The sequence below is a fragment of the Carbonicoccus niuqiaonis genome (assembly GCF_050157065.1).
Taxonomy (GTDB): Bacteria; Actinomycetota; Actinomycetes; order Propionibacteriales; family Propionibacteriaceae; genus Avipropionibacterium.
Window position 1 is genome coordinate 3,753,202 of the sequence record NZ_CP189573.1, and the last position, 23,192, is coordinate 3,776,393.

Consider the following 23,192-nt stretch of genomic DNA (forward strand, 5'->3'; position numbering starts at 1 on the left):
CCTCGTGCTGACCGGGCTCCGGCGATCGCACCAGTCGATCGGGACAGGAGGCCTGCCGTGCGAAATGTGACCCACCGCCATCTCGGCGCGAACATCGGCATGCCACTCGCACCGATCCACGTAGTGAACACCGAGACCGACGTCGCTCTCCCGAGAGGCGCCGCGGCGGACGGGGGCCCACCGGCCATCGCCGACACCGCGACGCAGCCCGATGCCAGGACCACACCGCACGGACCCAGCGTCAGGACCACGGAAGTCGGGGATCGCACGCACCCCGATGACGACACCCACGCCAGCCGGACCCTTCCCGCACGGCGTCACCTTTTGCCCCACCCACCGCTCACGGACGCCAGGACCCAGCGAGTCCCGGGCCGCTCACCGCACAGGTGCATCGGATCGCCGTGGCAGACCCGAGAGCCCGACACGACGACCCGGCCCCCGGCGGCGCGCCCCATGGCGCCGAGCCCGGGCTCGGTCGTCGGTGCGGGTGGCGCGACACCGGCCCGGATCGGGCACGACCCGCGTCGTACGCCGGCGACCGAACGCCTCGGCATGCAGCCATCCTGCGTGTCAGAGCGGTACCGGTCGCCCACACCCTCGTGAGGACGACATGACCGAAGTGACTGAACAACTGGACTACGTGGAGGACGACGTCCTGGGCCTGATGTTCCTGACCTGCCATCCGGCGCTCACCCCGGAGTCGCGGGCCGCGCTCTGCCTGCGGCTGGTCGGTGGGCTGACCACGGGCCAGATCGCCCGGGCGTACGGCGCCAAGGAGGCGACCATGGCGCAGCGGCTGTCCCGGGCGAAGCGGACCTTGGCCGAGGCAGGCCTCGATCCTGCGGTGCCACCGGCTCCCGCCGACCGGGCATCGCGCCTGCAGGACGTGATGGCGGTGGTCTACCGGGTCTTCCACGACGGCTACACCGCAGCCCGGCACGGACAGGGGCGACCCGAGCTGTGCCACGAAGGCCTACGACTGGCGAGGATCCTGGCCGGGGTCGCCCCCGGCGTGCCGGAGGTGCACGGCCTGCAGGCACTGCTCGAGCTGCAGGCCTCCCGGCTGCCGGCCCGCACGGATTCCGACGGTGAGCCGGTGCTGCTGGAACAGCAGGACCGGGACCGATGGGACCAGCTGCTGATCCACCGTGGCCTGCGTGCCCTGCGTCGGGCCCATCGGCTCGCGCGACCGGTCGGGATGTACGTGCTGCAGGCCGAGATCGCCGCCTGCCATGCCCGGGCCCGCCGCGCCGAGGACACCGACTGGGCCCGTATCGCGGCCTGGTACGACCTGCTCGCCCGCCACGTACCCTCGCCGGCGATCGCGATCAACCGGGCCGTCGCCCACGGCCATGCGTTCGGCCCCGAGGCCGGGTTGGTGGTCCTGGACGCCGTCGGCGCCGAGGACGCCCCCTCGCACGTGGTGTCAGCAGTGCGGGGCGACCTGCTCTCGGCGGCCGGGGACGAGCGCGGGGCGACCGTCGCGTTCCGCCGGGCGGCCGACACCGCCACCACCCCGACCGACCGGGACGTCTACCACCGGCGGGCGACGGCCTGCGCGGCGGCGGAGGTCGAGGACCGGCGCTCGCACTCGATGTACAGCCAGGACGTCAGCGACAGCTGCCTGTACGACGAGGACGAACTGGAGTGCCCGGGCAGCGCCTGATCATGGTTGCCGACGGATCGTGACCGTACGCCGGCGCAGCAGTTGATCATGGGGTGACTCCATGATCAACTGCCCGGCCGGGGGCGCGGCCGCGCCGGTGGTGATCATGACCAGCGGCGGAAGCCACCCTCACTGTTGATCACCTGACCGACCACCCAGCGACCCTCGTCGCTGACCAGCCAGGCGATCAGTCGGGCCGGGTCGTCCGGCTCCCCGAAGCGGCCGGTCGGGCTGTGCGCCAACAGCTCGGGCAACCAGTCCGTACGGTCAGAGGTCTCGGCCGTGAGGTAGCCGGTGTCGACCGGCCCCGGGTTCACGGTGTTGAGGATGATCCCACGGTCGATCAGGTCGTCGGCGACCGAGGCCGTCACGCCGGCGAGCGCCGCCTTCGAGGTGGCGTACGCGATCTCGTCCGTCATCGGCCCGAGCTGTTGTCCGGACGTGAGCCACACGACGCGCCCACCGGGTCGACCGTCGTGTCGGGCGGCGAAGTCGCGGGTGGCCAACAAGGTGGCGCGGGTGTTCACCCGCCAGTGCGCGTCGAGGCTGTCGACGGTCTGGTCGGCCAGCCGGCCGTCGCCGCCGCTGCGGGCCTGGTTGCAGATCAGGATGTCGATGTGGCCCAGTGCCTCGGCGGCGACGGTGATCAACTCCTGCGGGCCACCGGTGGTGCCGAGGTCGATCGAGGCATCGGTGAGGAACGCCTCCCCCACCAGCTGCTCCTCCAGCCCGGCCCGTACGGCATCCAGGTCGTCGCCACCCCACGGCTGGTCGTGGTCGTGGTGCGCCCAGTGTTGGATGAACAGGCTCGCCCCCATCCGCGCCAGCCGCGACGCGATGGCGTACCCGATCCCCTGCCGCCGGCTCACCCCGGTGACCACGGCGGTCCGACCGGCCAGCGCACCTCCACGCCCCTCACGCCCGTCGAGCTCGTCGTGTGTGTCGAGTCGTCCCTCGTCGGGTTCGGGGCGCGGGGTGGCGGAGGTCGGGGTCGTCACGTCGTTGACGCTAGCGGGGCGACCGTCGCCGCGGCAATGTGTTTCGAGGGTCCCGTGTGTTTCGAGGGTCCCGTGTGTTTCGAGGGTCCCGTGTGTTTCGAGGGCTTCCGCGTGTTCGAGGGGTTCCGTCCTGTCGGGGGGCGGTCATAGCCTGACGTGGAAGGGACGCACCGGGTGTCCCGCCGAAGGATCGGAGCCGTGATGGCTGCCAAGCTCAACCCGTACCTCAACTATGACGGTCACGCCCGTGAGGCGATGGAGTTCTACCAGTCCGTCCTGGGTGGTGACCTCAAGGTCAGCACGTTCGGCGAGTTCGGCGGCGGCGAGGGCGTCGACCCCGAGGGCGTGATGCATGCCCAGCTGAGCACCCCGTCGGGCATCACGCTGATGGCCTCGGACCTGCCGCCGGGGATGCCGTTCGAGAAGGGTTCGCAGATCACGATCAGCCTCAGCGGCGGCCTCGAGGACGCCGAACAGCTGCGCGACTGGTTCGCCAAGCTCTCCGAGGGCGGCGAGGTCACCATGAAGTTGGAGAAGCAGGTGTGGGGTGACGAGTACGGCGCCTTCACCGACAAGTTCGGCATCAGCTGGATGGTCGACTTCGCGACCGAGGAATCGGCCGCCGCGGACGGCTGACGGGCGCCAGTCAGTCGGTCGTACGGCATCGCGGGTGGACCCCGCGCCGGTCATGGGGTCCACTCACGATCCGCTCGATCACGTGGTAGAGCGCGTAGACGAGTGACACCGCGATCGTGACGTGGATCAGGAACGCCAACGCCCACCCGGTGATCAAGCCGGCCAAGGCGTGCCGTCCCCACGTCAGCGACAAAGCGGCCGGGATCAAGATGGCCCCGACGGCACCACTCACCAGTTCGACCCACCATGGGCCCTCACCCATCCACGGCACCCAGGTGATCAGGTCGACCAGGTCGGCCGTGGCCAGCAGCCCCAGGATCGTGATCACCACGATCGTCCCGACCAAGGCGATCCGTCGCCAGAATCGCCCGGTCTCGGCGTACCACATCGTCACCATCGTGACCGCCGCCCACATCAGCCACCGGCGGATCACCCCGGTGCCCAACTCCCCCATGGCCGTACGGAAGATGGCGTCGGCCTCGGTGCGGTCGACCCGCGGGCCGGTGTACGACGTCGGCTCGGTGATCGCGTCGTGCAGCACCGCGGCTGGGAGAAAGGCACCGCTACGCGGAACCAACCAGCGGAAGACCGTCGGCACCGAAGCCATGTCAGTACGAAACGACTCGAGGTCGGCCGGGTACTCGAACACCTCGTCGTGGCGATCCGACCGGTAGCCCAGCCGCCGTAGCACGTGGAAGTCGTGCCCGTCGACGCTGAGCAACTCCAGCCGGGCCGGGCCGCCAGTCTCGGCATCGAAGAACTCACCCATACCCGCAGCGTAGAGCGCGGCGGTGACAGTGTTGGGTTGTCACACGATCGTGGGTGAAGCTTCCATCAGCTCACGCTCAACCCTCCACCCGCACGGTCCGCTTGACGGGCCCGTCAGGTCTCTCTTCGTACCACTCTCCGTACACACTCTCGCCATCCCACCAGAGGAAGCCGTTCTCAAAATCCTGTGCTCGGGATTCAGGAGGAAACAGCCCTTCAACCCCCGGAATGATGCACTTGGGACCGCACGATCGTGATCCAGTCCTCGAGCAGGGGAACCTCGCGATCGGTCAACCTTCGCATGCTGCTAACCCGCCACACGGTGGCGCACTCTTCAATAGCCAGCGAGACAACCAACTGCAGCACCAGCCGATCTCGTAGCGGTAGGTGGACAATGGCGTGCCCGATCTTGGTCCGGTGCCCCGGTCCCGCCTGATTCCACCGGCCCCACGCCTCATCTCCCTGCCCGTAGGGCTCGGGGTGAACTGACTCGTACTGATCCCACGCATGCTTCTGATCCTGGATGTCTCGAAACCCAATGGCCAACTCGCTCAGCCACTGGGCTGGTGATTCGGTTCCAAGAATGGGATCCGTAACCGTCGTGATCAGGTCATCGAGCCAGTCGTACTTGTCACGCAACCAAGCAGCCGCCTCAATCGGGTCGCTTGGTGGTCCGGTCATCTGATTACCTCTACGCCGCTCAGATCAGAAGGTGGCTGTCTCCGGGTCGGCGCCCTGCCGGTTGCCGGCGTCCAGGGTGTCGATCGCCGCAACGTCGTCCGCGGTCAGAGTGACCCCGTCCAGGTCGAAGTTCTCCGCGATCCGCTTCGGATTCGCCGACTTCGGGAACACCACGTACCCCTTCGTCAGGTGCCAGGCGAGCACCACCTGCGCCGGGGTCGCGTCGATCCGGGACGCGATCGAGCCGACGACCTCACCGTCAAGATCAGCACCCTTGCCCAGTGGTGCCCACGCCTCGGTGACGATGCCCAGCCGCTGGTGGTGGGCGACCAGCTCGGTCTGCGGGAACGTCGGATGCAGCTCGACCTGGTTGATCACCGGCACCACATCGGTGTCGGCGATGATCTGGTCGAGGTGGCTGATCGCGAAGTTCGACACCCCGATCGACGTGGTCAGCCCCTGCTCGCGGAGCTTGATCAACTCCTGCCACGCGGTGCGGTAGTCACCGACCACCGGCGCCGGCCAGTGCACCAGGTACAGGTCCACATGATCAAGACCGAGTCGCTCGAGGCTCTCGGCCATCGCCTGCGGCACCTCGTGGTGCCGGTCGTTCCACACCTTGGTGGTGACGTACAACTCGTCACGGGGGATGCCGGACTCCTTGATCGCCCGCCCCACCCCTTCCTCGTTGGCATAGAGCGCCGCGGTGTCGATGTGGCGATGTCCGAGCTCGAGCGCGGTCCGTACGAGATCGAACGTCTCCGCCGGGTCGACCTGGTAGGTGCCGTAGCCGAGCTGCGGAATGCTGGTGCCGTCGAGCAGCTGGACGTTCGGGATCTGCTTCATCGGCGGTCTCCTCAGAAGTCTGCGGTCTCCGGGTCGTTGCCGACCCGGTTGCCCTCGTCGACGCTGTCGATCTGCTTCATCGCGTCGTCGTCGAGCTCGAAGTCGAACAGCCGGAAGTTCTCCCGGATCCGGTGCGGGGTGATCGACTTGGGGAACACGACGTGGCCGTGCTGCAGGTGCCACCGCAGGATGACCTGCGCCGGCGTACGGAACATCTGGTCGGCGATCTCGACGATCTCGGGCCGGTTCAGGTCGGCGCCGGTGCCGAGGGGGCTGTATGCCTGCGTCGTGATGGCCTTGGACGCGTTGTAGGCCCGCATCGCACGCTGGGCGAAGGTCGGGTGCACCTCGATCTGGTTCACCGCCGGCACCGTGTCGATCAACTGCATGATCGTGTCGATGTGGGTCTGGGTGAAGTTGCTGACGCCCAGCGACCGCGCCAACCCCTGGGCACGCACCTCCTGCATCTGCTCCCAGGCCGCGGTGAAGTCGCCGTGCCGCGGCGACGGCCAGTGGATCAGGTAGAGGTCGACGTGGTCCAGCCCGAGCTTGCCGAGGCTCTCCTTCGCGGCGCCGACCACGTCGCGGTGCCGGTCGTTCCACAGCTTGGTGGTGACGAACAGCTCGTCGCGGTCGATCTTCGACTCGCGGATCGCCTGACCGACGCCGGCCTCGTTGCCGTACACCGCGGCGGTGTCGATGTGGCGATAGCCCACCTCGAGCGCAGTCCGTACGGCCGGCACGACGTCATCGGTCGACACCTGCCAGACCCCGAAGCCGAGCTGCGGGATCAGGTTGCCGTCGTTGAGGGCGACGGTGGGCACGTCTTCGGTCATCGGGAAACCTCCTGTGTCGGTGCAACCTCACCCTATTGCCCGAAACCGAATTTGGCCGCCCGGGGTGTCGTGGGAGAATCGCCGACATGCCGTCGTACGTAGTCGAGTTGCAGCAGCGTTTCACCTCCGCCACCGGGGTGGACCCTGAGTTGCGCCCGGCCACCAAGCCGCAGTTCGGGCACTTCCAGACCAATGTCGCGCTGCGACTGGCCAAGACCGAGGGCAAGCCACCGCGCGAGGTCGCCCAGCGGATCGCCGACACCGTCGACGTCGCCGACCTGTGCGAGCCGCTGGAGATCGCCGGCCCCGGCTTCATCAACATCCGACTCACCGAACAGACACTGGCCAGTGGCGTCACCGACCTGCTCGCCGATCCGCGACTCCAGGTGCCGCTCGCCGAGCCGGGCGAGACCGTGGTGATCGACTACTCCTCGCCGAACGTGGCCAAGCAGATGCACGTGGGTCACCTGCGGACCACGATCATCGGCGACTCGTTCAACCGGGTGCTCACCGCGCTGGGCCACCGGGTCATACCGCAGAACCACATCGGTGACTGGGGCACCCAGTTCGGCACGCTGGTGGAGCAGATCCTCGAGGAGGGGTTGGACGTCGGCGGGCTGACCCTGCCCGAGGCCGATGCCCTGTACAAGCGTGCGTCGGCACACTTCAAGACCGACGAGGAGTTCGCCACCCGTGCTCGCAAGCGGGTCGTCGCCCTGCAGTCCGGTGATGCCCGGACTCGCGAGATCTGGGAGCAGTTGATCACCATCTCGCTCGTCGGGTTCAACGAGGCATACGCCCGCCTCGGGGTGAAGCTGACCGATGCGGACCTGGCCGGCGAGTCCACCTACAACGACGACCTGGCCACCGTGGTCGCCGAGTGCGAGTCGTCCGGCGTGGCGGTGGTCGACGACGGCGCGCTGTGTGTGTTCACCGAGGGCTTCAGCGCCCCGTTGATCATCCGCAAGTCCGACGGCGGGTACGGCTACGCGACCACCGACCTGGCCGCCATCCGGCGTCGAGTCGCCGACCTCGGGGCCGACCGGATCATCTACGTCACCGACGCCCGGCAGGGCGGCCACTTCGCGCAGGTGTTCGCCGCGGCGAAGCAGGTCGGCTACCTGCCCGACACGGTGCACGCCGAACACGTCGGGTACGGCATGGTGCTCGGCACTGACGGCAAGCCGTTCAAGACCCGGGACGGTACGGCCGCGAGCCTGGAGTCGCTGCTCGACGCTGCCGAGGAGAAGGCGGCACGGCCGATCGCGTTGGCGGCGATCAAGTACGCCGATCTGTCGAACGGGCTCGGCAAGGACTACGTGTTCGACCTGGATCGGATGGTGCAGACCACCGGCAACACCGGCCCGTACCTGCAGTACGCCCACGCCCGGATCTGCCAGGTGCTGCGCAAGGCCGAGGCGGACGCTATCGCCGTCGGCAAGCAGGTGCTGGAGCTGCCGCATCCGACCGAGCAGACGTTGGCGCTGCTGCTGTCCCGCTACGGCGACACGGTCGTCGAGGTCGGCGACACCCTGCAACCGCACCGACTGTGCACCTACCTGTACGACGTGGCGGTCGCGGTCGCGCGGTTCTACGACGACTGCCCGGTGCTACGCAGCGAAGGCACCCTGCGGGAATCGCGGCTCGCGCTGATCACCGCAGCCCGCGACGTGCTCGCCGCAGGGCTGGACCTGCTCGGGATCGAGGCGCCCGACCGGATGTGACGCCAGCTCGTCGCCCGACGCGCTCGTACAGAAGGGCGCCACAGCGACAGGCGTGGAGCTGACGTCCGCCTGTGTCGCTCAGACGACCTTCCTTGCGAGGCTCGGCCGGGAACCGGGATCAGGCGTTGCTGTCGATCTCTGGTGTCACGTGCGACAGGCCGCGTTCCTGCAGGTCCGCGGCCAGGTGGGCGGCCCCGATGATGCCGGCGGTGTTGCGCAGCTTGGCCGGCACGATCGGGGTGCGCAGCTTCAGCAGCGGCAGGAACTCGTCGGCATCGCGGGACACTCCGCCGCCGACGACGAACAGGTCCGGTGAGAACAGGAACTCCACGACCTCGTAGTAGCGCTGCAGCCGCTTGGCCCACTTCTTGTACGACAGGCCCTCCTCGTCCTTGATCCGGGACGCCGCGCGCGACTCCGCGTCGTGGCCGTCGATCTCGAGGTGGCCGAGCTCGGAGTTGGGGATCAGCACCCCGTTGTGGATCATCGCCGACCCGATCCCGGTCCCCAGGGTGGTCAGGATCACCAGTCCCTGGGCACCCTTCGCCGCACCGAAGTGACTCTCCGCGACTCCGGCGGCGTCAGCATCGTTGACCAGGTAGACATCACGCTGCAGGGTCTTCTCGAGCAGCTTCTCCGCCTCGAACCCGATCCACGCATCGTCGATGTTGGCCGCCGACATCGTCACCCCGTGGTGCACGATCGCCGGCATCGTGATGCCGACCGGGGTCTGCGGGGTGAGCTGGTCGGCGAAGTGCTCGACCAGTTCGGCGATGACCTCGGCGACGTTCTGCGGCGTCGACTTCTTGGGCGTGGCGATGCGGCGCCGTTCGGTGCTGAACTCCCCGGCGTCAAGGTCGACCGGAGCCCCCTTGATCCCCGAACCGCCGACGTCGATCCCCAGTGCAAGCCGCTGTGCCACCATGACCGTCGACTCTACTGCGCGGCGGGCCGCGGTGCTTCGGTGGCTGCCTGCCGTGCCTGCCACGCGGAGGTGACCATGTCGAGCAGGTCGTGCCGCATCGTCCAGTCGAGGTCGCGTGCGGCGAGGTCACCGTTCGCCACGATCCGGTCGGGGTCCCCCGGCCGTCGGGCGCCGATGGCGGGGGTGAAGTCGATCTTGGTGGCCCGGGCCATCGCGGTCATGATCTCCCGCACCGACGAACCGTCGCCCGACCCGAGGTTGTACGCAGGCTCCACGGCCCGGCCGGCGGCCAGCCGGGTCGCGGCGACCACGTGGGCGGCGGCCAGGTCGGCCACGTGCACGTAGTCGCGCACGTTCGTCCCGTCGGGGGTGTCGTAGTCGTCACCGAAGATCGTCGGCGTACCACCGGCCAACAACGTGTCGAACACGATCGGGAACAGGTTGTGCGGGGACGTGTCGTAGAGCCTGGGATGGCCCGATCCGACGACGTTGAAGTAGCGCAGACTCGTGTGCACGAAGGAATCCCGAGCCTTGGCCTGGTCGGCCAGCAGCCACTCCGCGACCAGCTTCGACTCCCCGTACGGTGAGGCCGGCTGCTTGGGCGTGTCCTCGGTGACGAGGTCGACGTCGGGGGCCCCGTACACCGCTGCTGAGGACGAGAAGACGATCTTGTCGACGCCGGTCTCGGCCATCTGCTGCAGCAGTGTGACGGTGCCGGTGACGTTCTGGGTGTAGGTGTGCAGCGGCCGCTCGACCGACACCCCGGCGTACTTGAAGCCCGCGACGTGGATGACCCCGTCTACCGCGTGACCGGTGAGGGCATGGCGTACGGCCTCGGCGTCCAGGATGGAGGCCCGGACGAACGGCACGTCGTCGGGCACGAACCCGGGGTGCCCACTGGACAGGTCGTCGATCACCACCGCGCCAAGACCGGCCGCGGTGAGGGCACGCACCACGTGCGACCCGATGTACCCGGCGCCGCCGGTGACCAACCACGTCATGGTTCTGAGCCTAGACGCAATCCGGGGCGATGCGACGGCACCTGTTGACCCTCCGGTCACCGGAGGGTGCAGGCTGACGGCCATGAGCACGTACGTGACCATCGGCGAGTTCAGCCGGATGACCTCGCTCAGCGTGAAGGCGCTGCACCACTACCACGACATCGGGCTGCTGGAGCCGGCCGAGGTCGACGCCTTCACCGGCTACCGACGGTACGACGTCGAGCAGGTGACGACCGCCCAGCTGATCGGACGGCTGCGGACGCTGCAGATGCCGCTGCCGGAGATCCGAACGGTGATCGACGCCGGCGACCTGGACCGGCGCGACACGGTGCTGCGCGAACATCTTGGCCGGATGGAGTCAGAGCTCGACCGGACCCGCGAGGTGGTTGCCTCGCTGCGCCGACTCCTGGGCGGCGCTCCGTCCCCACTCCCGGTCGAGTTCCGCCTGGCTCCGGCGACGGAGGTGGTGGCCGTACGGGACCAGGTGGCCACGGAGTCGATCATGGAATGGTGTGACGGCGCCTTCGGTGCGATCCACCGCGAGCTCGCCGCGGCCGGAGTCGACCCGGCCGGTGACGCCGGGGCGACGTACGCCGAAGAGTTCTTCACCGGCGACCGCGGTGAGGTGGTCGCCTTCGTACCGGTGGCCGACGAGACGCAGGCCGTGGGTGGCCTGGTCCGGATGCGGCTGCCGGCGCAACGGTTCGCCGTGGCGCTGCACGTCGGCTCCTTCGTCGACTTCGACCAGACCTACGGGGCCTTGGGCAGCTTCGTCGCCGAGCACGGCGGCAGCGCCCCCGGTCCGATCCGGGAACGCTATCTGGTGGGACCCGACGGCACCGACGACCCGGCCGAACTGCGCACCGAGGTGTGCTGGCCGGTCCCCTGACTCGCCACTCACACTCGCACGGACCGCACGCCCGTACGACCGTACGACCGAGATCCGTACCACCGACCCGACCCGCACGACCGATCCGAGGAGTTCGCCATGCCCCTGTCCATCGCATCCATCACCGTCGACTGCGACGACGCCGCCCGCCTCGCCGTCTTCTGGGGTGAGGTGTTGCACCAGCCGGTCGACCCCGGCGCCAGCCGTGAATTCGCGACCATCGGTAACTCGGCCGAGCCGCGGATGTCGCCCGGGATGATGTTCCTCCGGGTCCCCGACGAGCGACCGGCCAAGAACAGCATCCACCTCGACCTGGCGACGGCTGACTACGCCGCCGAGCTGGAGCGTCTGGTGGCCGCCGGCGCCACCAAGGTCACCGCACGGGATGAGTACGGCATCGTCTGGACGACCCTGGCCGACCCGGAGGGCAACCTCTTCGACGTCGCCGACGAGTCCGGCGAGCACTGACCACGAGCCCCGCCTCCCGCACCGGGTGGCGACGACCGCCGCGGTTTCCGCAAAGCGACCGGTCGAAACCCGGGGGCCACGCGGAGAGCACGGCAGGCCGCCGTTTCGCGCACTCCCCCTCCGGTCGACCGGTCGCTCTGCGGAAAACATCCGAGGACAGGGAGTCGACGTCTTGGCGAACAAGGCGCGGTGGACGCCACCGCTGCTTCTGCCCGGGGCATGATCAGTGGTTGCTTCCCCACACGTCCTGTTCTCGACACAGAAGGTGATCTGCCCATGACCGCACCGTCAACACCGCTGACCCGACGCACTCTCCTGGCCTCCTCGGCGGGTGCCGCCGCGACGGCCGCCATCGCCGGAGCCGGAGTCTCCCGCGCCCACGCCACACCGATCTGGCGGCAGGGGGACCTGTTCACCCTGGGCGTCGCGTCGGGGGACCCCACGGCCGACGGGGTCGTGCTGTGGACGCGGCTGGCGCTCGACCCGGTCGCCGCCGACGGTCACGGCGGGATGCCTGATCGCGACATCCCGGTCCAGTGGGAGCTCGCCACCGACGCGGCGTTCACCCGAGTCATCCGCCGCGGCGGCGTCGACGCCGTGCCGGCCTGGGGCCACAGCGTCCACGTCGAACTGGAGGGCCTGCCTGCCGACACCGAGTTCTGGTACCGGTTCCGATGTGGCCAGCAGCACAGCCCGATCGGCCGGACGCAGACCATGCCACCACGCGGATCGACGCGCGACCTCCACATGGTCTCGGTGTCGTGCAGCCACTACGAAGGTGGCCTGTTCACCGCCTACCAGCACGCGGCCGACGAGCGGCCCGACGTCGTGTTCGCCCTGGGCGACTACATCTACGAGGGTGCCGGGGTCGCGAGCCGATTCCGGACCCACCCGGGCAGCACCTGCATCACGCTCGCCGACTTCCGGCGCCGCTACGGTGTGTACAAGGCCGAGGCGCCGACCCGGGAACTGCACGCCGCCGCGCCGTGGATCGTCACCTGGGACGACCACGAGATCCAGGACAACTGGGCAGGTCTGTACCCCAAGGGTGGGGTGCCGACCCAGACGTGGCTGGCGCGACGGGCGGCCGGGACCCAGGCGTACTGGGAGAACATGCCGCTGCGCCGCCGCAGCCGACCCCGCGCCGAGAACATGGACCTGTACCGACGCTTCAGCTGGGGCGACCTGGTCGACCTGCACGTCCTCGACACCCGGCAGTACCGTGACCTGCAGGCCTGCCACGACGGTGGCCGCACGTGGTGGTTCGCCAACTGCACCGAGCAGACGAACCCGAACCGGACGATCCTGGGGACGGCCCAGCGTGAGTGGCTGACCAGCGGGCTGCGGGAGTCACCGGCGGCCTGGCAGGTGCTGGCGCAGAGCGTGTTCTTCAGCAAGCGCGACATCACCCCCGGTGAGGTGGAGACACTCGGCTCCGACGGTTGGGACGGATACCGCGCCGACCGGGACAAGGTGATCGCCGCGCTCGCGAGCCGGCCGGAGAGCAACGCGCTGGTGCTGACCGGTGACGTCCACATGCACTTCGCGAACGAGTTGAAGACCGACTTCTGGGATCCCGGATCCCGCCCTCTCGGCGCCGAGCTGGTGACCACCGCGATCTCCTCCGGTGGCGACGGGTCCGACACCATCCGTGGTGGGCCGGAGGTGCTGGCGGAGAACCCGCACGTCCGCTACATCGCCAACCGCCGCGGCTACGTGTCGACCACGATCAGCCGCACCGAGGCCACCGCACGGTTCCGTACGGTGTCGGCCGTGACCACGCCGGGAGCACCGGTGTCGACCGACGCCGAGTTCGTCGTGCCGCGCGGCGAGGGCGCACTCCACCGCCGCTGAGCCGGGCCGTTCCGCAGAGCGACCGGTCGAACTGTGGGGGCCGGACCGCGAACACGGCAGGCCGCCGTTTCGCGGACCCCCCCTCCGGTCGACCGGTCGCGCTGCGGAAAACCATCGGGTGGCCGGATACGCTGACCGCCGATGGAACGCCTGACCAGTCATGACCAGCTGCTCGCCCGCTCCGGGAACGACCCGTGGGTGCGGTGGGCCGTCGCAGCGGACCTGCCTGGTGAGGTGTGGGTCCATGACGAGATCGCGCTGGTCGAGCGGCGCGGTTGGCGACGCGGGTTCTGGGTCGCGCCGCTGCACGGTGCCGTGGGCCGGGGCCGGCAGGCGACCGAGGCCGAGCGCGTCCGCGGTGCGTTGGAGGAATTGCGCGACGGTGGCCACCTGACCCGGTTGGCCAGCCAGTCGATCAGCGTCGTCCGTGAGCACGCCGCCGTCGCGCACGAGGTGTTCGAGCTCGGCGAGGGCGGCGACTGGGACTGGCTGTGGACCACCCACGAACCTCGACGGCGTGTCCTCGAGCGCGAGCTGGAGGTGCTCGACGACACCGCCGATGCCGAGGAGATCACCGCCTTCTCGATCGCCCACAATCCGCGGGTCTGGGCCGACACCGGTTCCGGCCGGATGGTCCACTGGGTCGGCATCCGTACCCCTGACGCCGGACTGATCGCGGTCGGCGGCGCCGAACTCGAGGCCACCGGTGCCCCGCACCTGGCCGGGATCGTGACCCACACCGAGCACCGCGGACAGGGGCTGGGCACCGCGGTCACCACGGGCCTGACCCGGTGGGCGCTCGCCCGGTCGGGCGTCTGCACGCTGGGCATGTACGCCGACAACGCCGTGGCCCGTGGGGTGTACGAACGACTGGGCTTCCGTACGGCCCGTGCCTGGCACTCCCGCGGGCTGCTCACCGGCTGATCCGGCCACAGCAGCTCACCCCGCGTACCGAAACGCGGCGATTTCGAGGAACTGAGCGCGTCGGCCGGACATCGCCTCGAGATCGCCGCGTTTCGGGCGCCCCGAGCCGGTCAGTCGATCGCGAGCTCGCCCATCGGCTCCCAGCCGGCGCCGTCGACCTGCCGGCTGATGATCTTCGGCGTCCGCGCCAGGGCGGGCCGCATGTCCACCATCGCCTTGGCGAAGTGGGCGCTCGCCACGTGCGGTTCGGCGCCCTCGTCGGTGAACGCCTCCACCAGCACGAAGGTGTCGGGCTCCTCCAAGCTGCGGGACCACTCGAAGAACAGGTTGCCCGGCTCGGCGCGGGTGGCGGCGGTGAAGTCGGCGACCAACTCGGGCCACGCCTCGGTGTGCTCGGGCTTGGTGGTGAACTTGACGACGATCAGGATCATCTCGGGCTCCTTCGGTGCCGGTCGGTGTACGGGATCGGTGCGGTCTGGGGTGTCTTTCCGGTCCGGGTTCAGCGCAGGCCGGTGAAGTCCTGGCCCCGTTCGGCCCACCGCCGTGCGACATGGGCCAGGACGTCGTCGGGCAACGGTCCACGCGCCAGCACCGCCACGTTGGCGGTCAGGTGGTCGGGGTTGGTGCTACCGGTGATCGCGGTCGACACCCCCGGCGCGAAGGCAGCGAACCGGAGTGCGAACTCGAGTGGATCGAGTTCCACCTCGTAGGCCAGCACCTGCATCCGGTGCCAGTACTCCTCGCCGTACGTGCCGCCCGGCCGGGTCGCGTGGCGCCACGGCGCGTTGGCGATGGGCCGCTTCGCGATCACCCCGATCCCCCGGTCGGTCGTCTCGCCCAGGACGTGGTGCAGGCTCCACTGGTCGGCCAGGTTGAGGCTGGTCTCGATCGAGGTGAAGCGGCCCGACCGGACGGCCCACGCCAACGGTTCGTTGTCGCCGGAGTAGCCGATGTGGCCGATCGCGCCGGCGTCACGCAAGTCTTCGAGCGTCTCGATCACGACCTCGGCCTGCAGCACGTCGAGGTCGCAGGAGTGCAGGTGCACGATGTCGAGGTGGTCGGTACGCAGCAGCCGCAGCGACTGCTCGACACCACCGCGGACCGCCTCCGGGGTCCAGTCGGCCACTCCGTCCAGCTTGTGGCCGGTCTTGGTGGCCAGCACGTACTCGTCACGCCGGTGCCGCAGGTGGCGTCCGATCTTCTCCTCGGAGTCGCCGTAGCAGTGGGCGGTGTCGATCAGCGTCATGCCGAGGTCGAGAGCGGCGTTGAGCACCGATTCTGCGGTGGCGGCGTCGGCGTCGCGGAGTTCGCTGGCGCCCAGGCCGAGGACACTGACCCGCAGCCCGGTGGTGCCGTAGTCGGTTGTCTGCACGCTCGAAACCCTACGTCCCCCGATCGGGCCTGCTCGCCTAGGATGGGAGCACCCACCGACGGGAGGACCATGGACCAGGCGCCCACGCGGGCCGAGGCGATCCGCGCACTGGCCGTCGGCCATGCCGATGAGCCGGGGCCGTTGCTCGTCGTCCTGCACGCGGTGATGGCCGAGCACGGCCACATCGATCCGGCCGACGTCCCCGTCATCGCCGACGTCCTCAACCTGTCGGTCGCCGACGTGCACGGGGTGGTGACCTTCTACCACGACTTCCGTACGACACCGCCGCCCGCGCACACCGTCAGCCTGTGCCGCGCCGAGGCCTGCCAGGCCGTCGGGGCCGAGTCGTTGTACGCCCAGGCCACCGGTCGGTTCGCCGGTCGGGACGACATCGAGGTCGCCGAGGTGTTCTGCTTCGGCAACTGCGCCCTCGGCCCGAGCGGGATGGTCGACCGCCGGTTGTACGGACGGCTCACCGACGACCGGTTGGCCGACCTGACGAAGGGGTGGTGATCATGGTCACCGTGTACGTTCCCGCCGACTCCGCGGCGGTCGCGGTCGGTGCCGACGAGGTGGCCGAGGCGCTGGCTCGGTTGGACGTCCCCGGGGTCGACGTCGACGTCCGCCGCAACGGGTCCCGCGGGATGCTGTGGCGGGAACCCTTGGTCGAGGTCGTCACCGAGCAGGGTCGCATCGGGTACGAAGGCGTCACCGCCGACGCGGTCGAGGGCCTGGTCGAGGCGGGCATGTTGGTCGGCGCACCGGAGGCGGCGGGACACCTGGGCGTGGTCGACGACCTTCCGTGGCTCACCCGACAGCGCCGGGTCTCGTTCGCGCGCGTCGGGGTGATCGAACCGACCGACCTCGCCCAGCACACCGCCCACGGCGGCTGGGCGGGTCTGCGGCGGGCGCTGGGCATGGCACCGGCCGACGTCGTCGAGGAGGTGGTCACCTCCGGCCTCCGGGGTCGCGGTGGCGCCGGTTTCCCGGCCGGGATCAAGTGGCGTACGGTCGCCGAGACGCCTGCCGGACAACAGAAGTACGTGGTGTGCAACCTCGACGAGGGTGACTCCGGGACGTTCGCCGACCGGATGCTGTGCGAGGGTGACCCGTTCACGCTGATCGAGGGCATGCTTATCGCCGCCCACGCCACCGGCGCCGACCGGGGCTACATCTACTGCCGTTCGGAGTACCCGGCGGTGATCACGGTGCTGCGGCGGGCGATCGACATCTGCTACGCCCACGGCCACCTCGGCGCGAACGTCCTCGGCAGTGGACTCGCCTTCGACCTCGAGGTCCGGGTGGGGGCGGGCGCCTACATCTGCGGCGAGGAGACCTCCATGCTGGAGAGCCTGCAGGGTCGCCGCGGCGAGGTACGTGCCAAGCCCCCGATCCCTGCCCTGTCAGGACTGTGGGACGCACCGACGGTGATCAACAACGTGCTCACGCTCGCCGCCGTGCCGATGATCCTGGCCGACGGTGGCGAGGCGTACGCCAGGCTCGGCAGTGGCCGGTCCCGCGGCACCCAGGTGTTCCAACTCGCCGGGAACGTGGCCCGCGGTGGGATCGTGGAGACCGACTTCGGCATCGCCCTGGACACCCTGGTCAACGACTTCGGCGGCGGCACCCGCTCGGGCCGCCCGGTCCGGACGGTGCAGGTCGGCGGGCCACTGGGGGCCTACCTGCCGCCTGACCGGTTCGACCTGCCGATGGACTACGAGGCGTTCGCCGAGGCCGGCGCGATGATCGGCCACGGCGGCATCGTGGTGTTCGACGACACCGTCGACATGGCCAAGATGGCGCGGTTCGCGATGGAGTTCTGCGCCAAGGAGTCGTGCGGCAAGTGCACCCCGTGCCGGGTCGGTTCGGTCCGCGGCGTGGAGACGATCGACAAGATCATCGCCGGCGACCGGGTCGGACTGCACCTCGAACTGCTCGACGACCTGTGCACGACGATGGCCGACGGGTCGCTGTGCGCCATGGGCGGGCTGACCCCGATGCCGGTCCGCAGCGCCGTCCAGCACTTCCCCGAGGACTTCGAACAGACGGCGATGCCGGCCCCCGACAGCGCAAGGAGCGCACCATGACCGCGATCACCACGCCGGGGACCCCCGACACCTTCCGTCCCGAACCCGACCTCGGTACGCCCGCACCGCCGACCTCGGACCGACCGCCGGTGACCGTCACCATCGACGGTCGCGAGGTCGAGGTGCCGGCCGGCACCTCGGTGCTGCGGGCCGCCCTCGGTGCCGGCATCGACGTCCCGAAGGCGTGTGCCACCGATTCGCTTGCCGCGTTCGGATCCTGCCGGTTGTGCCTGGTCGAGATCGACGGGGCCAAGGGCCTGCCGGCGTCCTGCACCACGCCGTGCAGTGACGGCCAACGGATCCGGACCGACAGCGAACGGGTCCGCGACGTCCGCCGGGGTGTGATGGAGCTATACCTGACCGACCACCCGGCCGACTGTGCCGGTTGTGCCCGCGGCAACTGTGAGATCCAGGACCTCGCCCGACGGACGGGGGTTGCCGAGGTGCGGTACGGCCTCGACAACGCCTCCCATGTCGATCATGGGGCGGCCAAGGACACCTCGAACCCGTACTTCGACTACGACCCGCAGGCCTGCATCGTCTGCTCCCGCTGCGTCCGGGCGTGCAGTGACACCCAGGGCACCTTCGCGCTGACCGTCACCGGCCGCGGCTTCGACTCCCGGATCGCCGCCGGCCCGACCGACTTCTTCGACTCCGAGTGCGTGTCCTGCGGCTCATGTGTGCAGGCCTGCCCGACCGACGCGCTCACCGAGAAGTCGATCGTCGAGCTGGGGATGCCGACCCGCAGCGTCGACACCACCTGCGCCTACTGCGGGGTCGGCTGCTCGTTCCGCGCCGAGGTCCAGGGCAGCGGGGACGACACCCGGGTGGTCCGGATGATGCCCAGCAAGGATGGCGGCGCCAACGAGGGCCACTCGTGCGTGAAGGGCCGGTTCGCGTACGGCTACACCAACCACCCCGACCGACAGTTGCAGCCGATGGTCCGTGAGTCGATCACCGACGAATGGCGGGTCGTGTCGTGGGACGAGGCGATCTCCACCGCAGCACAAGGATTCCGGGCGATCCAGCAGCGCCACGGCGTCGGCGCGGTCGGCGGGATCTCGTCGTCGCGGTGCACCAACGAAGAGGTGTACGTGGTGCAGAAGATGGTCCGCGCCGCCTTCGGCAACAACAACATCGACACCTGCGCCCGGGTGTGCCACTCCCCGACCGGGTACGGCCTCAACCAGACGTTCGGCACCTCGGCCGGCACCCAGGACTTCACCTCGGTCGACCACACCGACCTGATCCTGCTGATCGGCGCGAATCCGACCGATGCCCATCCGGTGTTCGGATCCCGGATGAAACGGCGCCTGCGACAGGGGGCGCAGATCATCGTCGCCGACCCCCGGCGGATCGATCTGGTCCGTTCGCCGCACGTCGAGGCGGCCGAGCACCTGCCGCTGCTCCCGGGCAGCAACGTCGCCTTCATCAACGCCCTCGCCCACACGATCGTGACCGAGGGGCTGCATGATCAACAGTTCCTCGACGACCGGTGCACCGACGTCGCCGACTACCTCGCGTTCATCGTCGGTGCGGAGAACTCGCCGGAGGCGACCGCCGCCGCGACCGGGCTCGACCCGCAGGCGGTCCGTGCGGCCGCGCGCGCGTACGCGAGGGCCGGTGCAGCGTCGATCTACTACGGGCTCGGGGTGACCGAGCACAGCCAGGGCTCGACCATGGTGATGGGGATGGCGAACCTGGCCATGATCACCGGCAACATCGGACGCGTCGGGGTCGGGGTCAACCCGCTGCGCGGACAGAACAACGTGCAGGGATCGTGCGACATGGGATCGTTCCCGCACGAACTGCCCGGCTACCGCCACATCGAGAACGCCGACGTCCGGGCGATCTACGAAAACCTGTGGCAGGTGCGACTCGATCCCGAGCCCGGGTTGCGGATCCCGAACATGTTCGACGCCTCGATCGGCGGCAGCTTCCGCGGCCTGTACGTGCAGGGCGAGGACATCGCCCAGTCCGACCCCAACCTCAACCACGTCCGGGCCGCGCTGAGCGCGATGGAGCTGGTGGTGGTCCAAGACCTGTTCCTCAACGAGACCGCGAAGTACGCCCACGTGTTCCTGCCCGGCACCTCGTTCCTGGAGAAGGACGGCACGTTCACCAACTCCGAGCGGCGGCTCAACCGGGTCCGGCCGGTGCTGCCGAGCCGGGTCGGCAGGGACGAGTGGCAGGTCACCTGCGAGCTGGCGACCGCGATGGGCTACGAGATGTCGTACCCGGATGCGGCGTCGATCATGGCCGAGATCGCCGCGACCACACCGACCTTCGCCGGTGTCTCGCATCGCCGACTCGATGCCGAGGGCAGCATGCAGTGGCCGGTCAACGACGCCGCGCCGACCGGGACGCCGATCATGCACGCCGAGCAGTTCGTGCGCGGCAAGGGTCGACTGGTGCCGACGGTGTTCGTGCCGACCACCGAGGTGACGAACCGACGGTTCCCGCTGATCCTGACCACCGGGCGCATCCTCACCCAGTACAACGTGGGCGCGCAGACCCGCCGTACCGCCAACAGCCGGTGGCATCCCGAGGACGTGCTGGAGATCCACCCGAGCGACGCCGAGGTCCGCGGCATCCGTACCGGCGACCGGGTCGACCTCGCCAGTCGGGTCGGCTCGACCGTGGTGACCGCACAGGTGTCGGAGCGGATGCAGCCCGGCGTCGTCTACACCACCTTCCACCACCCGTTGACCGGTGCGAACGTGGTCACCACCGAGAACTCCGACTGGGCCACCAACTGCCCGGAGTACAAGGTGACCGCGGTGCAGGTCGCGGTGGCGAACGCCATCACCGAGGCCGACATGGAGCATGCGGCCGTGCCGGAGCCCGGTGGCCGTCGGCGGCGCGACCGGGATCGGGAACGGGTGCAGCGGTGAGTGAGGCGGCCCGACGGGCGGTGCCTGCCGAGATCAGGATGGCGACCGACATCGCCCGGGCCCAGGCCCACCTTCCGTCCGACCGGGCGAGTGCCGCGATCAGCACCCACGTGCGGCGGTTCTGGGATCCGCGAATGCGGGCGGCCCTCATCGCTCACCTGCATGCCGGCGACCTCACCGATCCGGTGCTGGTCAGTGCGGTCGAACAGCTCGCAGCCGAGCAAGGTCCGCCGGGGTGTCCACGTCCGCAGCCGTGATGCCGGACGGGTCGGACAGGTCGTTCCGCTCGACGCCACTCGCCAGCCGCTTCATCGACACTCCGGCCGGGTCGCCGATGTCGGCAAACCGACCGGTCAACACCGGAAGGGGCCAGGCGGCGCACAGCCACTGCGGGTACCCGTCGGCATCCACGTAGACGGCCGGTCGATCCGAGGAATTCTCGACCAGCCGGTCGACCGCGGCCCGATCGACCAGCGGCAGGTCGGCGGCCAGCACCACCACGATCTCGGTCGGCGGCAGGTGGCGTACGGCTTCGGCCAGCCCGGCGACCGGGCCGCCACCGGGCGGGTCCTCCTGCACCACGGTGATCCCGCCCGGCACCCCGTCGGCGCGGCCCACCACCACGGTCGGCAGGTGGGCCACCGCGTCGAGCACGTGGGCTACGAGCGGTCGGCCGGCCAGGTCGGCGGCGGGCTTGTGGGCACCGAAGCGGCTCGAGGAGCCGCCGGTGAGGACGATCGCTGCGGCACGGTGCACGCGTCCCACGCTACGGGCCCGCAACGTAGGATGCACGCCATGGGTCGCGTCACCGTACGACATCGACTGGTGGCCGTCGACACCGCCGACGGCTCCCGTGTCCAACGCATGGACGCCCTTGCCGGGGAGGAACCGCTCGAGCTCCGGGCCAACGGCGAAGCGATCACCCTCACCATGCGCACTCCGGGCCACGACCTCGAGTTGCTGCACGGCTTCCTGTACACCGAGGGCGTGCTGACCGGGCTGTCGGACGTGGCCACCGCGCGCTACTGCGACGGCGCCGTCGTCGATGCCGAGGACGGGTCACTGCGCAACACCTACAACGTGATGGACGTCGCGCTGAGTCCGGCGGCCACGGGGCGGCTGCCGGGGGCGATCCGCAACTTCACCACCACCAGTTCGTGCGGGGTGTGCGGTCAGGCCAGCATCGAAGCCCTGCAGGCGAAACTGCCCGGACCGATCAGCTCCGACCTGGTCGTCGACGCGGACGTGGTGGCCACCCTGCCCGAGCGACTCCGCGCCGCCCAGCAGGTGTTCGCCCGCACCGGGGGCTTGCACGCGGCCGCCCTGTACGACCCGCTCGCCGACACCCTGGTGGTCCGCGAGGACGTCGGCCGCCACAACGCGGCCGACAAGGTGATCGGCCACGCCCTGCTCGCCGAGCGACTGCCCGCCCAGGATCAGGTCCTGGTGCTGTCGGGGCGGATCTCGTTCGAGCTGGTGCAGAAGGCGGCGATGGCTCAGATCCCTGTGGTGGTGGCGGTCTCGGCCCCCTCCTCACTGGCCGTCCAGCTGGCCGACGAGCTCGGCATCACGCTGGCCGGGTTCGTCCGCGACGGCCGGATGAACCTCTACTCCGGTGCCGACCGGGTCCGCACCACGGTCGGGCGGTGAGGTGCCGCCCCGTTCCCCGCTGCCCCGTCGGCACGGCCTCGACGCCGCCTGGTTGCGTACGCCCGACCGTGATCCGGTACGCCCCGCCACCTGGCCGACCCTGCGTGACCACCTGGTCCACCGGTTGCCGAAGTTGAGCCCCGAACGGATCGACCAGATGCTCGCCGAGGGCCGGTTCGTCGACGAGGCCGGGGACCCGATCGACGTGGCGACACCGTACGAGGCCAACCGGTTCATCTGGTTCCACCGCGACCTGCCCGACGAGACCGAGGTGCCGTTCGAGGTCACCGTGCTCCACCGCGACGAGCGGATCGTGGTCGTCGACAAGCCCCACTTCCTGTCCAGCATCCCGCGCGGGCAACACATCCGACAGTCCGTGGTCGTACGGCTTCGCGCGCAACTCGAGCTGCCCGACCTTGGGGTCGCCCACCGCCTCGACCGGCTCACCGGCGGGGTGCTGCTGTTGACCACCGAGCGGCGTTGGCGGGCGCCGTACCAGTCGATGTTCGAGCATCGCCAGGTGTCCAAGGCCTACGAGGCGATCGCCGGGTACCGTGCCGACCTGACGTTCCCGCTTACCGTCCGCAGTCACATCGTCAAGGACCGTGGCGTGCTGCAGGCCTACGAGGTCCCCGGCGCCGAACCGAATGCGGAGACGACCGTCGAGCTGCTGGAGCGGCGTGGCAAGTTCGCCCGCTATCGCCTGGTGCCCCACACCGGGAAGACCCACCAGCTGCGGCTGCACCTGCACTCGCTCGGCATCCCGATCCGCAACGACCCGTTCTACCCCGAGCTGCTCGACGTCCCACTCGGCGACTTCTCCGCCCCGCTGCGGCTGATCGCCCGGGAGCTGGCGTTCGCCGACCCGGTCGACGGCACGCCACGCCGGTTCACCAGCCGATTGCCCCTCCCGTGGTGAGGGACCGCAGTGGTGAGCGGTGGCGGGAACAGCCGTGCTCACCATGGCCGGGTC

At 69.7% G+C, this 23,192-nt stretch carries 23 protein-coding genes; 13 read left to right on the forward strand and 10 right to left on the reverse strand.

The features are described from left to right. The first annotated feature begins 610 nt into the window (after nt 1-610). Nucleotides 611-1,666 (forward strand): RNA polymerase sigma factor, encoded by a 1,056-nt coding sequence (locus ACQBAU_RS17110; RefSeq protein ID WP_465255478.1) that lies wholly within the window; start codon nt 611-613, stop codon nt 1,664-1,666. A 104-nt stretch (nt 1,667-1,770) separates the two neighbouring features. Here ACQBAU_RS17110 and ACQBAU_RS17115 read toward each other — a convergent pair whose 3' ends face one another. After that, a complete protein-coding gene (locus ACQBAU_RS17115) occupies nt 1,771-2,664 on the reverse strand; it encodes an SDR family oxidoreductase (RefSeq protein ID WP_465255477.1) in 894 nt (297 codons plus the stop codon). A 201-nt stretch (nt 2,665-2,865) separates the two neighbouring features. Here ACQBAU_RS17115 and ACQBAU_RS17120 point away from each other — a divergent pair, with 201 nt between their 5' ends. Then, nucleotides 2,866-3,300, forward strand: coding sequence for a VOC family protein (locus ACQBAU_RS17120; protein WP_465255476.1), 435 nt, complete (start codon nt 2,866-2,868; stop codon nt 3,298-3,300). A gap of 10 nt (nt 3,301-3,310) precedes the next feature. Here ACQBAU_RS17120 and ACQBAU_RS17125 read toward each other — a convergent pair whose 3' ends face one another. The 4 genes from ACQBAU_RS17125 to ACQBAU_RS17140 form a co-directional block, all read right to left on the reverse strand. Continuing rightward, nucleotides 3,311-4,069 carry a DUF1353 domain-containing protein gene (locus tag ACQBAU_RS17125; RefSeq protein ID WP_465255475.1) on the reverse strand — a complete coding sequence of 253 codons (759 nt, stop codon included), beginning with the start codon at nt 4,067-4,069 and terminating at the stop codon, nt 3,311-3,313. A gap of 215 nt (nt 4,070-4,284) precedes the next feature. Next, nucleotides 4,285-4,749, reverse strand: a complete 465-nt coding sequence (locus ACQBAU_RS17130; protein ID WP_465255474.1) for a hypothetical protein — start codon at nt 4,747-4,749, stop codon at nt 4,285-4,287. A 24-nt stretch (nt 4,750-4,773) separates the two neighbouring features. Further along, complete coding sequence (locus tag ACQBAU_RS17135) at nt 4,774-5,595, reverse strand: aldo/keto reductase (protein WP_465255473.1); 822 nt, start codon at nt 5,593-5,595, stop codon at nt 4,774-4,776. Between the two features lie 11 nt (nt 5,596-5,606). Continuing rightward, complete coding sequence (locus tag ACQBAU_RS17140; RefSeq protein WP_465255472.1) at nt 5,607-6,431, reverse strand: aldo/keto reductase; 825 nt, start codon at nt 6,429-6,431, stop codon at nt 5,607-5,609. 86 nt (nt 6,432-6,517) lie between these two features. On the opposite strand from ACQBAU_RS17140, the gene argS reads away from it, so the two are divergent. After that, a complete protein-coding gene (gene argS, locus ACQBAU_RS17145) occupies nt 6,518-8,155 on the forward strand; it encodes an arginine--tRNA ligase (RefSeq protein ID WP_465255471.1) in 1,638 nt (545 codons plus the stop codon). A 118-nt stretch (nt 8,156-8,273) separates the two neighbouring features. Here the strand turns inward: argS and ppgK are convergent, their stop codons facing one another. Continuing rightward, the gene (gene ppgK, locus ACQBAU_RS17150; RefSeq protein WP_465255470.1) at nt 8,274-9,080 is read right to left on the reverse strand and encodes a polyphosphate--glucose phosphotransferase; all 807 of its coding nucleotides are present in this window, start codon (nt 9,078-9,080) and stop codon (nt 8,274-8,276) included. A gap of 11 nt (nt 9,081-9,091) precedes the next feature. After that, on the reverse strand, nt 9,092-10,081 hold the full coding sequence (galE, locus tag ACQBAU_RS17155; RefSeq protein WP_465255469.1) for a UDP-glucose 4-epimerase GalE: 990 nt from the start codon (nt 10,079-10,081) through the stop codon (nt 9,092-9,094). A gap of 82 nt (nt 10,082-10,163) precedes the next feature. Between galE and ACQBAU_RS17160 the strand changes: the two genes are divergently transcribed. From ACQBAU_RS17160 to ACQBAU_RS17175, 4 genes are all read left to right on the forward strand, one after another. Further along, on the forward strand, nt 10,164-10,970 hold the full coding sequence (locus tag ACQBAU_RS17160; protein ID WP_434549596.1) for a MerR family transcriptional regulator: 807 nt from the start codon (nt 10,164-10,166) through the stop codon (nt 10,968-10,970). A 99-nt stretch (nt 10,971-11,069) separates the two neighbouring features. After that, nucleotides 11,070-11,438: a VOC family protein gene (locus ACQBAU_RS17165; RefSeq protein WP_465255468.1), complete on the forward strand. Its 369-nt coding sequence runs from the start codon at nt 11,070-11,072 to the stop codon at nt 11,436-11,438. A 276-nt stretch (nt 11,439-11,714) separates the two neighbouring features. Then, nucleotides 11,715-13,292 carry an alkaline phosphatase D family protein gene (locus ACQBAU_RS17170; RefSeq protein ID WP_465255467.1) on the forward strand — a complete coding sequence of 526 codons (1,578 nt, stop codon included), beginning with the start codon at nt 11,715-11,717 and terminating at the stop codon, nt 13,290-13,292. Between the two features lie 141 nt (nt 13,293-13,433). Further along, the gene (locus ACQBAU_RS17175; protein WP_465255466.1) at nt 13,434-14,216 is read left to right on the forward strand and encodes a GNAT family N-acetyltransferase; all 783 of its coding nucleotides are present in this window, start codon (nt 13,434-13,436) and stop codon (nt 14,214-14,216) included. A gap of 110 nt (nt 14,217-14,326) precedes the next feature. Here the strand turns inward: ACQBAU_RS17175 and ACQBAU_RS17180 are convergent, their stop codons facing one another. Together ACQBAU_RS17180 and ACQBAU_RS17185 are read right to left on the reverse strand one after the other, a co-directional pair. After that, entirely contained in the window at nt 14,327-14,647 is a 321-nt protein-coding gene (locus tag ACQBAU_RS17180; protein ID WP_434549600.1) for a putative quinol monooxygenase, read from the reverse strand. A 68-nt stretch (nt 14,648-14,715) separates the two neighbouring features. Continuing rightward, the gene (locus ACQBAU_RS17185; RefSeq protein WP_434549601.1) at nt 14,716-15,588 is read right to left on the reverse strand and encodes an aldo/keto reductase; all 873 of its coding nucleotides are present in this window, start codon (nt 15,586-15,588) and stop codon (nt 14,716-14,718) included. Between the two features lie 69 nt (nt 15,589-15,657). Between ACQBAU_RS17185 and ACQBAU_RS17190 the strand changes: the two genes are divergently transcribed. The 4 genes from ACQBAU_RS17190 to ACQBAU_RS17205 are packed head-to-tail and all read left to right on the forward strand — an operon-like array spanning nt 15,658 to nt 20,826. Continuing rightward, nucleotides 15,658-16,101 carry an NAD(P)H-dependent oxidoreductase subunit E gene (locus tag ACQBAU_RS17190; protein ID WP_434549602.1) on the forward strand — a complete coding sequence of 148 codons (444 nt, stop codon included), beginning with the start codon at nt 15,658-15,660 and terminating at the stop codon, nt 16,099-16,101. 2 nt (nt 16,102-16,103) lie between these two features. Continuing rightward, nucleotides 16,104-17,675 (forward strand): NADH-ubiquinone oxidoreductase-F iron-sulfur binding region domain-containing protein, encoded by a 1,572-nt coding sequence (locus ACQBAU_RS17195; RefSeq protein WP_434549603.1) that lies wholly within the window; start codon nt 16,104-16,106, stop codon nt 17,673-17,675. Beyond that, on the forward strand, nt 17,672-20,569 hold the full coding sequence (gene fdhF / locus ACQBAU_RS17200; RefSeq protein WP_465255465.1) for a formate dehydrogenase subunit alpha: 2,898 nt from the start codon (nt 17,672-17,674) through the stop codon (nt 20,567-20,569). Before ACQBAU_RS17195 ends, fdhF begins: the two co-directional genes overlap by 4 nt. Before the next feature lie 38 nt (nt 20,570-20,607). Next, the gene (locus ACQBAU_RS17205) at nt 20,608-20,826 is read left to right on the forward strand and encodes a formate dehydrogenase subunit delta (RefSeq protein WP_465255728.1); all 219 of its coding nucleotides are present in this window, start codon (nt 20,608-20,610) and stop codon (nt 20,824-20,826) included. On the opposite strand, the gene mobA is transcribed toward ACQBAU_RS17205, so the two are convergent. Further along, nucleotides 20,762-21,325 carry a molybdenum cofactor guanylyltransferase gene (mobA, locus tag ACQBAU_RS17210; protein ID WP_465255464.1) on the reverse strand — a complete coding sequence of 188 codons (564 nt, stop codon included), beginning with the start codon at nt 21,323-21,325 and terminating at the stop codon, nt 20,762-20,764. The two genes, ACQBAU_RS17205 and mobA, sit on opposite strands and share 65 nt — an antisense overlap. A 39-nt stretch (nt 21,326-21,364) precedes the next feature. Between mobA and fdhD the strand changes: the two genes are divergently transcribed. Together fdhD and ACQBAU_RS17220 are read left to right on the forward strand one after the other, a co-directional pair. Then, complete coding sequence (fdhD, locus tag ACQBAU_RS17215) at nt 21,365-22,219, forward strand: formate dehydrogenase accessory sulfurtransferase FdhD (protein WP_434549607.1); 855 nt, start codon at nt 21,365-21,367, stop codon at nt 22,217-22,219. A gap of 100 nt (nt 22,220-22,319) precedes the next feature. Continuing rightward, entirely contained in the window at nt 22,320-23,138 is an 819-nt protein-coding gene (locus tag ACQBAU_RS17220) for a pseudouridine synthase (protein ID WP_465255727.1), read from the forward strand. The last annotated feature ends 54 nt before the right edge of the window (nt 23,139-23,192 follow it).

What these genes read in the sequence shown, in the direction of transcription:
- ACQBAU_RS17120 (WP_465255476.1), top strand. Translation starts at nt 2,866, where the DNA reads ATGGCTGCCAAGCTCAACCCGTACCTCAACTATGACGGTCACGCCCGT.
- ppgK (WP_465255470.1), bottom strand. Translation starts at nt 9,080, where the DNA reads ATGGTGGCACAGCGGCTTGCACTGGGGATCGACGTCGGCGGTTCGGGG.
- ACQBAU_RS17140 (WP_465255472.1), bottom strand. Translation starts at nt 6,431, where the DNA reads ATGACCGAAGACGTGCCCACCGTCGCCCTCAACGACGGCAACCTGATC.
- galE (WP_465255469.1), bottom strand. Translation starts at nt 10,081, where the DNA reads ATGACGTGGTTGGTCACCGGCGGCGCCGGGTACATCGGGTCGCACGTG.
- ACQBAU_RS17170 (WP_465255467.1), top strand. Translation starts at nt 11,715, where the DNA reads ATGACCGCACCGTCAACACCGCTGACCCGACGCACTCTCCTGGCCTCC.
- fdhD (WP_434549607.1), top strand. Translation starts at nt 21,365, where the DNA reads ATGGGTCGCGTCACCGTACGACATCGACTGGTGGCCGTCGACACCGCC.
- ACQBAU_RS17130 (WP_465255474.1), bottom strand. Translation starts at nt 4,749, where the DNA reads ATGACCGGACCACCAAGCGACCCGATTGAGGCGGCTGCTTGGTTGCGT.
- ACQBAU_RS17160 (WP_434549596.1), top strand. Translation starts at nt 10,164, where the DNA reads ATGAGCACGTACGTGACCATCGGCGAGTTCAGCCGGATGACCTCGCTC.
- ACQBAU_RS17110 (WP_465255478.1), top strand. Translation starts at nt 611, where the DNA reads ATGACCGAAGTGACTGAACAACTGGACTACGTGGAGGACGACGTCCTG.
- ACQBAU_RS17195 (WP_434549603.1), top strand. Translation starts at nt 16,104, where the DNA reads ATGGTCACCGTGTACGTTCCCGCCGACTCCGCGGCGGTCGCGGTCGGT.
- argS (WP_465255471.1), top strand. Translation starts at nt 6,518, where the DNA reads ATGCCGTCGTACGTAGTCGAGTTGCAGCAGCGTTTCACCTCCGCCACC.
- fdhF (WP_465255465.1), top strand. Translation starts at nt 17,672, where the DNA reads ATGACCGCGATCACCACGCCGGGGACCCCCGACACCTTCCGTCCCGAA.
- ACQBAU_RS17190 (WP_434549602.1), top strand. Translation starts at nt 15,658, where the DNA reads ATGGACCAGGCGCCCACGCGGGCCGAGGCGATCCGCGCACTGGCCGTC.
- ACQBAU_RS17180 (WP_434549600.1), bottom strand. Translation starts at nt 14,647, where the DNA reads ATGATCCTGATCGTCGTCAAGTTCACCACCAAGCCCGAGCACACCGAG.
- ACQBAU_RS17165 (WP_465255468.1), top strand. Translation starts at nt 11,070, where the DNA reads ATGCCCCTGTCCATCGCATCCATCACCGTCGACTGCGACGACGCCGCC.
- ACQBAU_RS17205 (WP_465255728.1), top strand. Translation starts at nt 20,608, where the DNA reads ATGGCGACCGACATCGCCCGGGCCCAGGCCCACCTTCCGTCCGACCGG.
- ACQBAU_RS17125 (WP_465255475.1), bottom strand. Translation starts at nt 4,069, where the DNA reads ATGGGTGAGTTCTTCGATGCCGAGACTGGCGGCCCGGCCCGGCTGGAG.
- ACQBAU_RS17175 (WP_465255466.1), top strand. Translation starts at nt 13,434, where the DNA reads ATGGAACGCCTGACCAGTCATGACCAGCTGCTCGCCCGCTCCGGGAAC.
- ACQBAU_RS17135 (WP_465255473.1), bottom strand. Translation starts at nt 5,595, where the DNA reads ATGAAGCAGATCCCGAACGTCCAGCTGCTCGACGGCACCAGCATTCCG.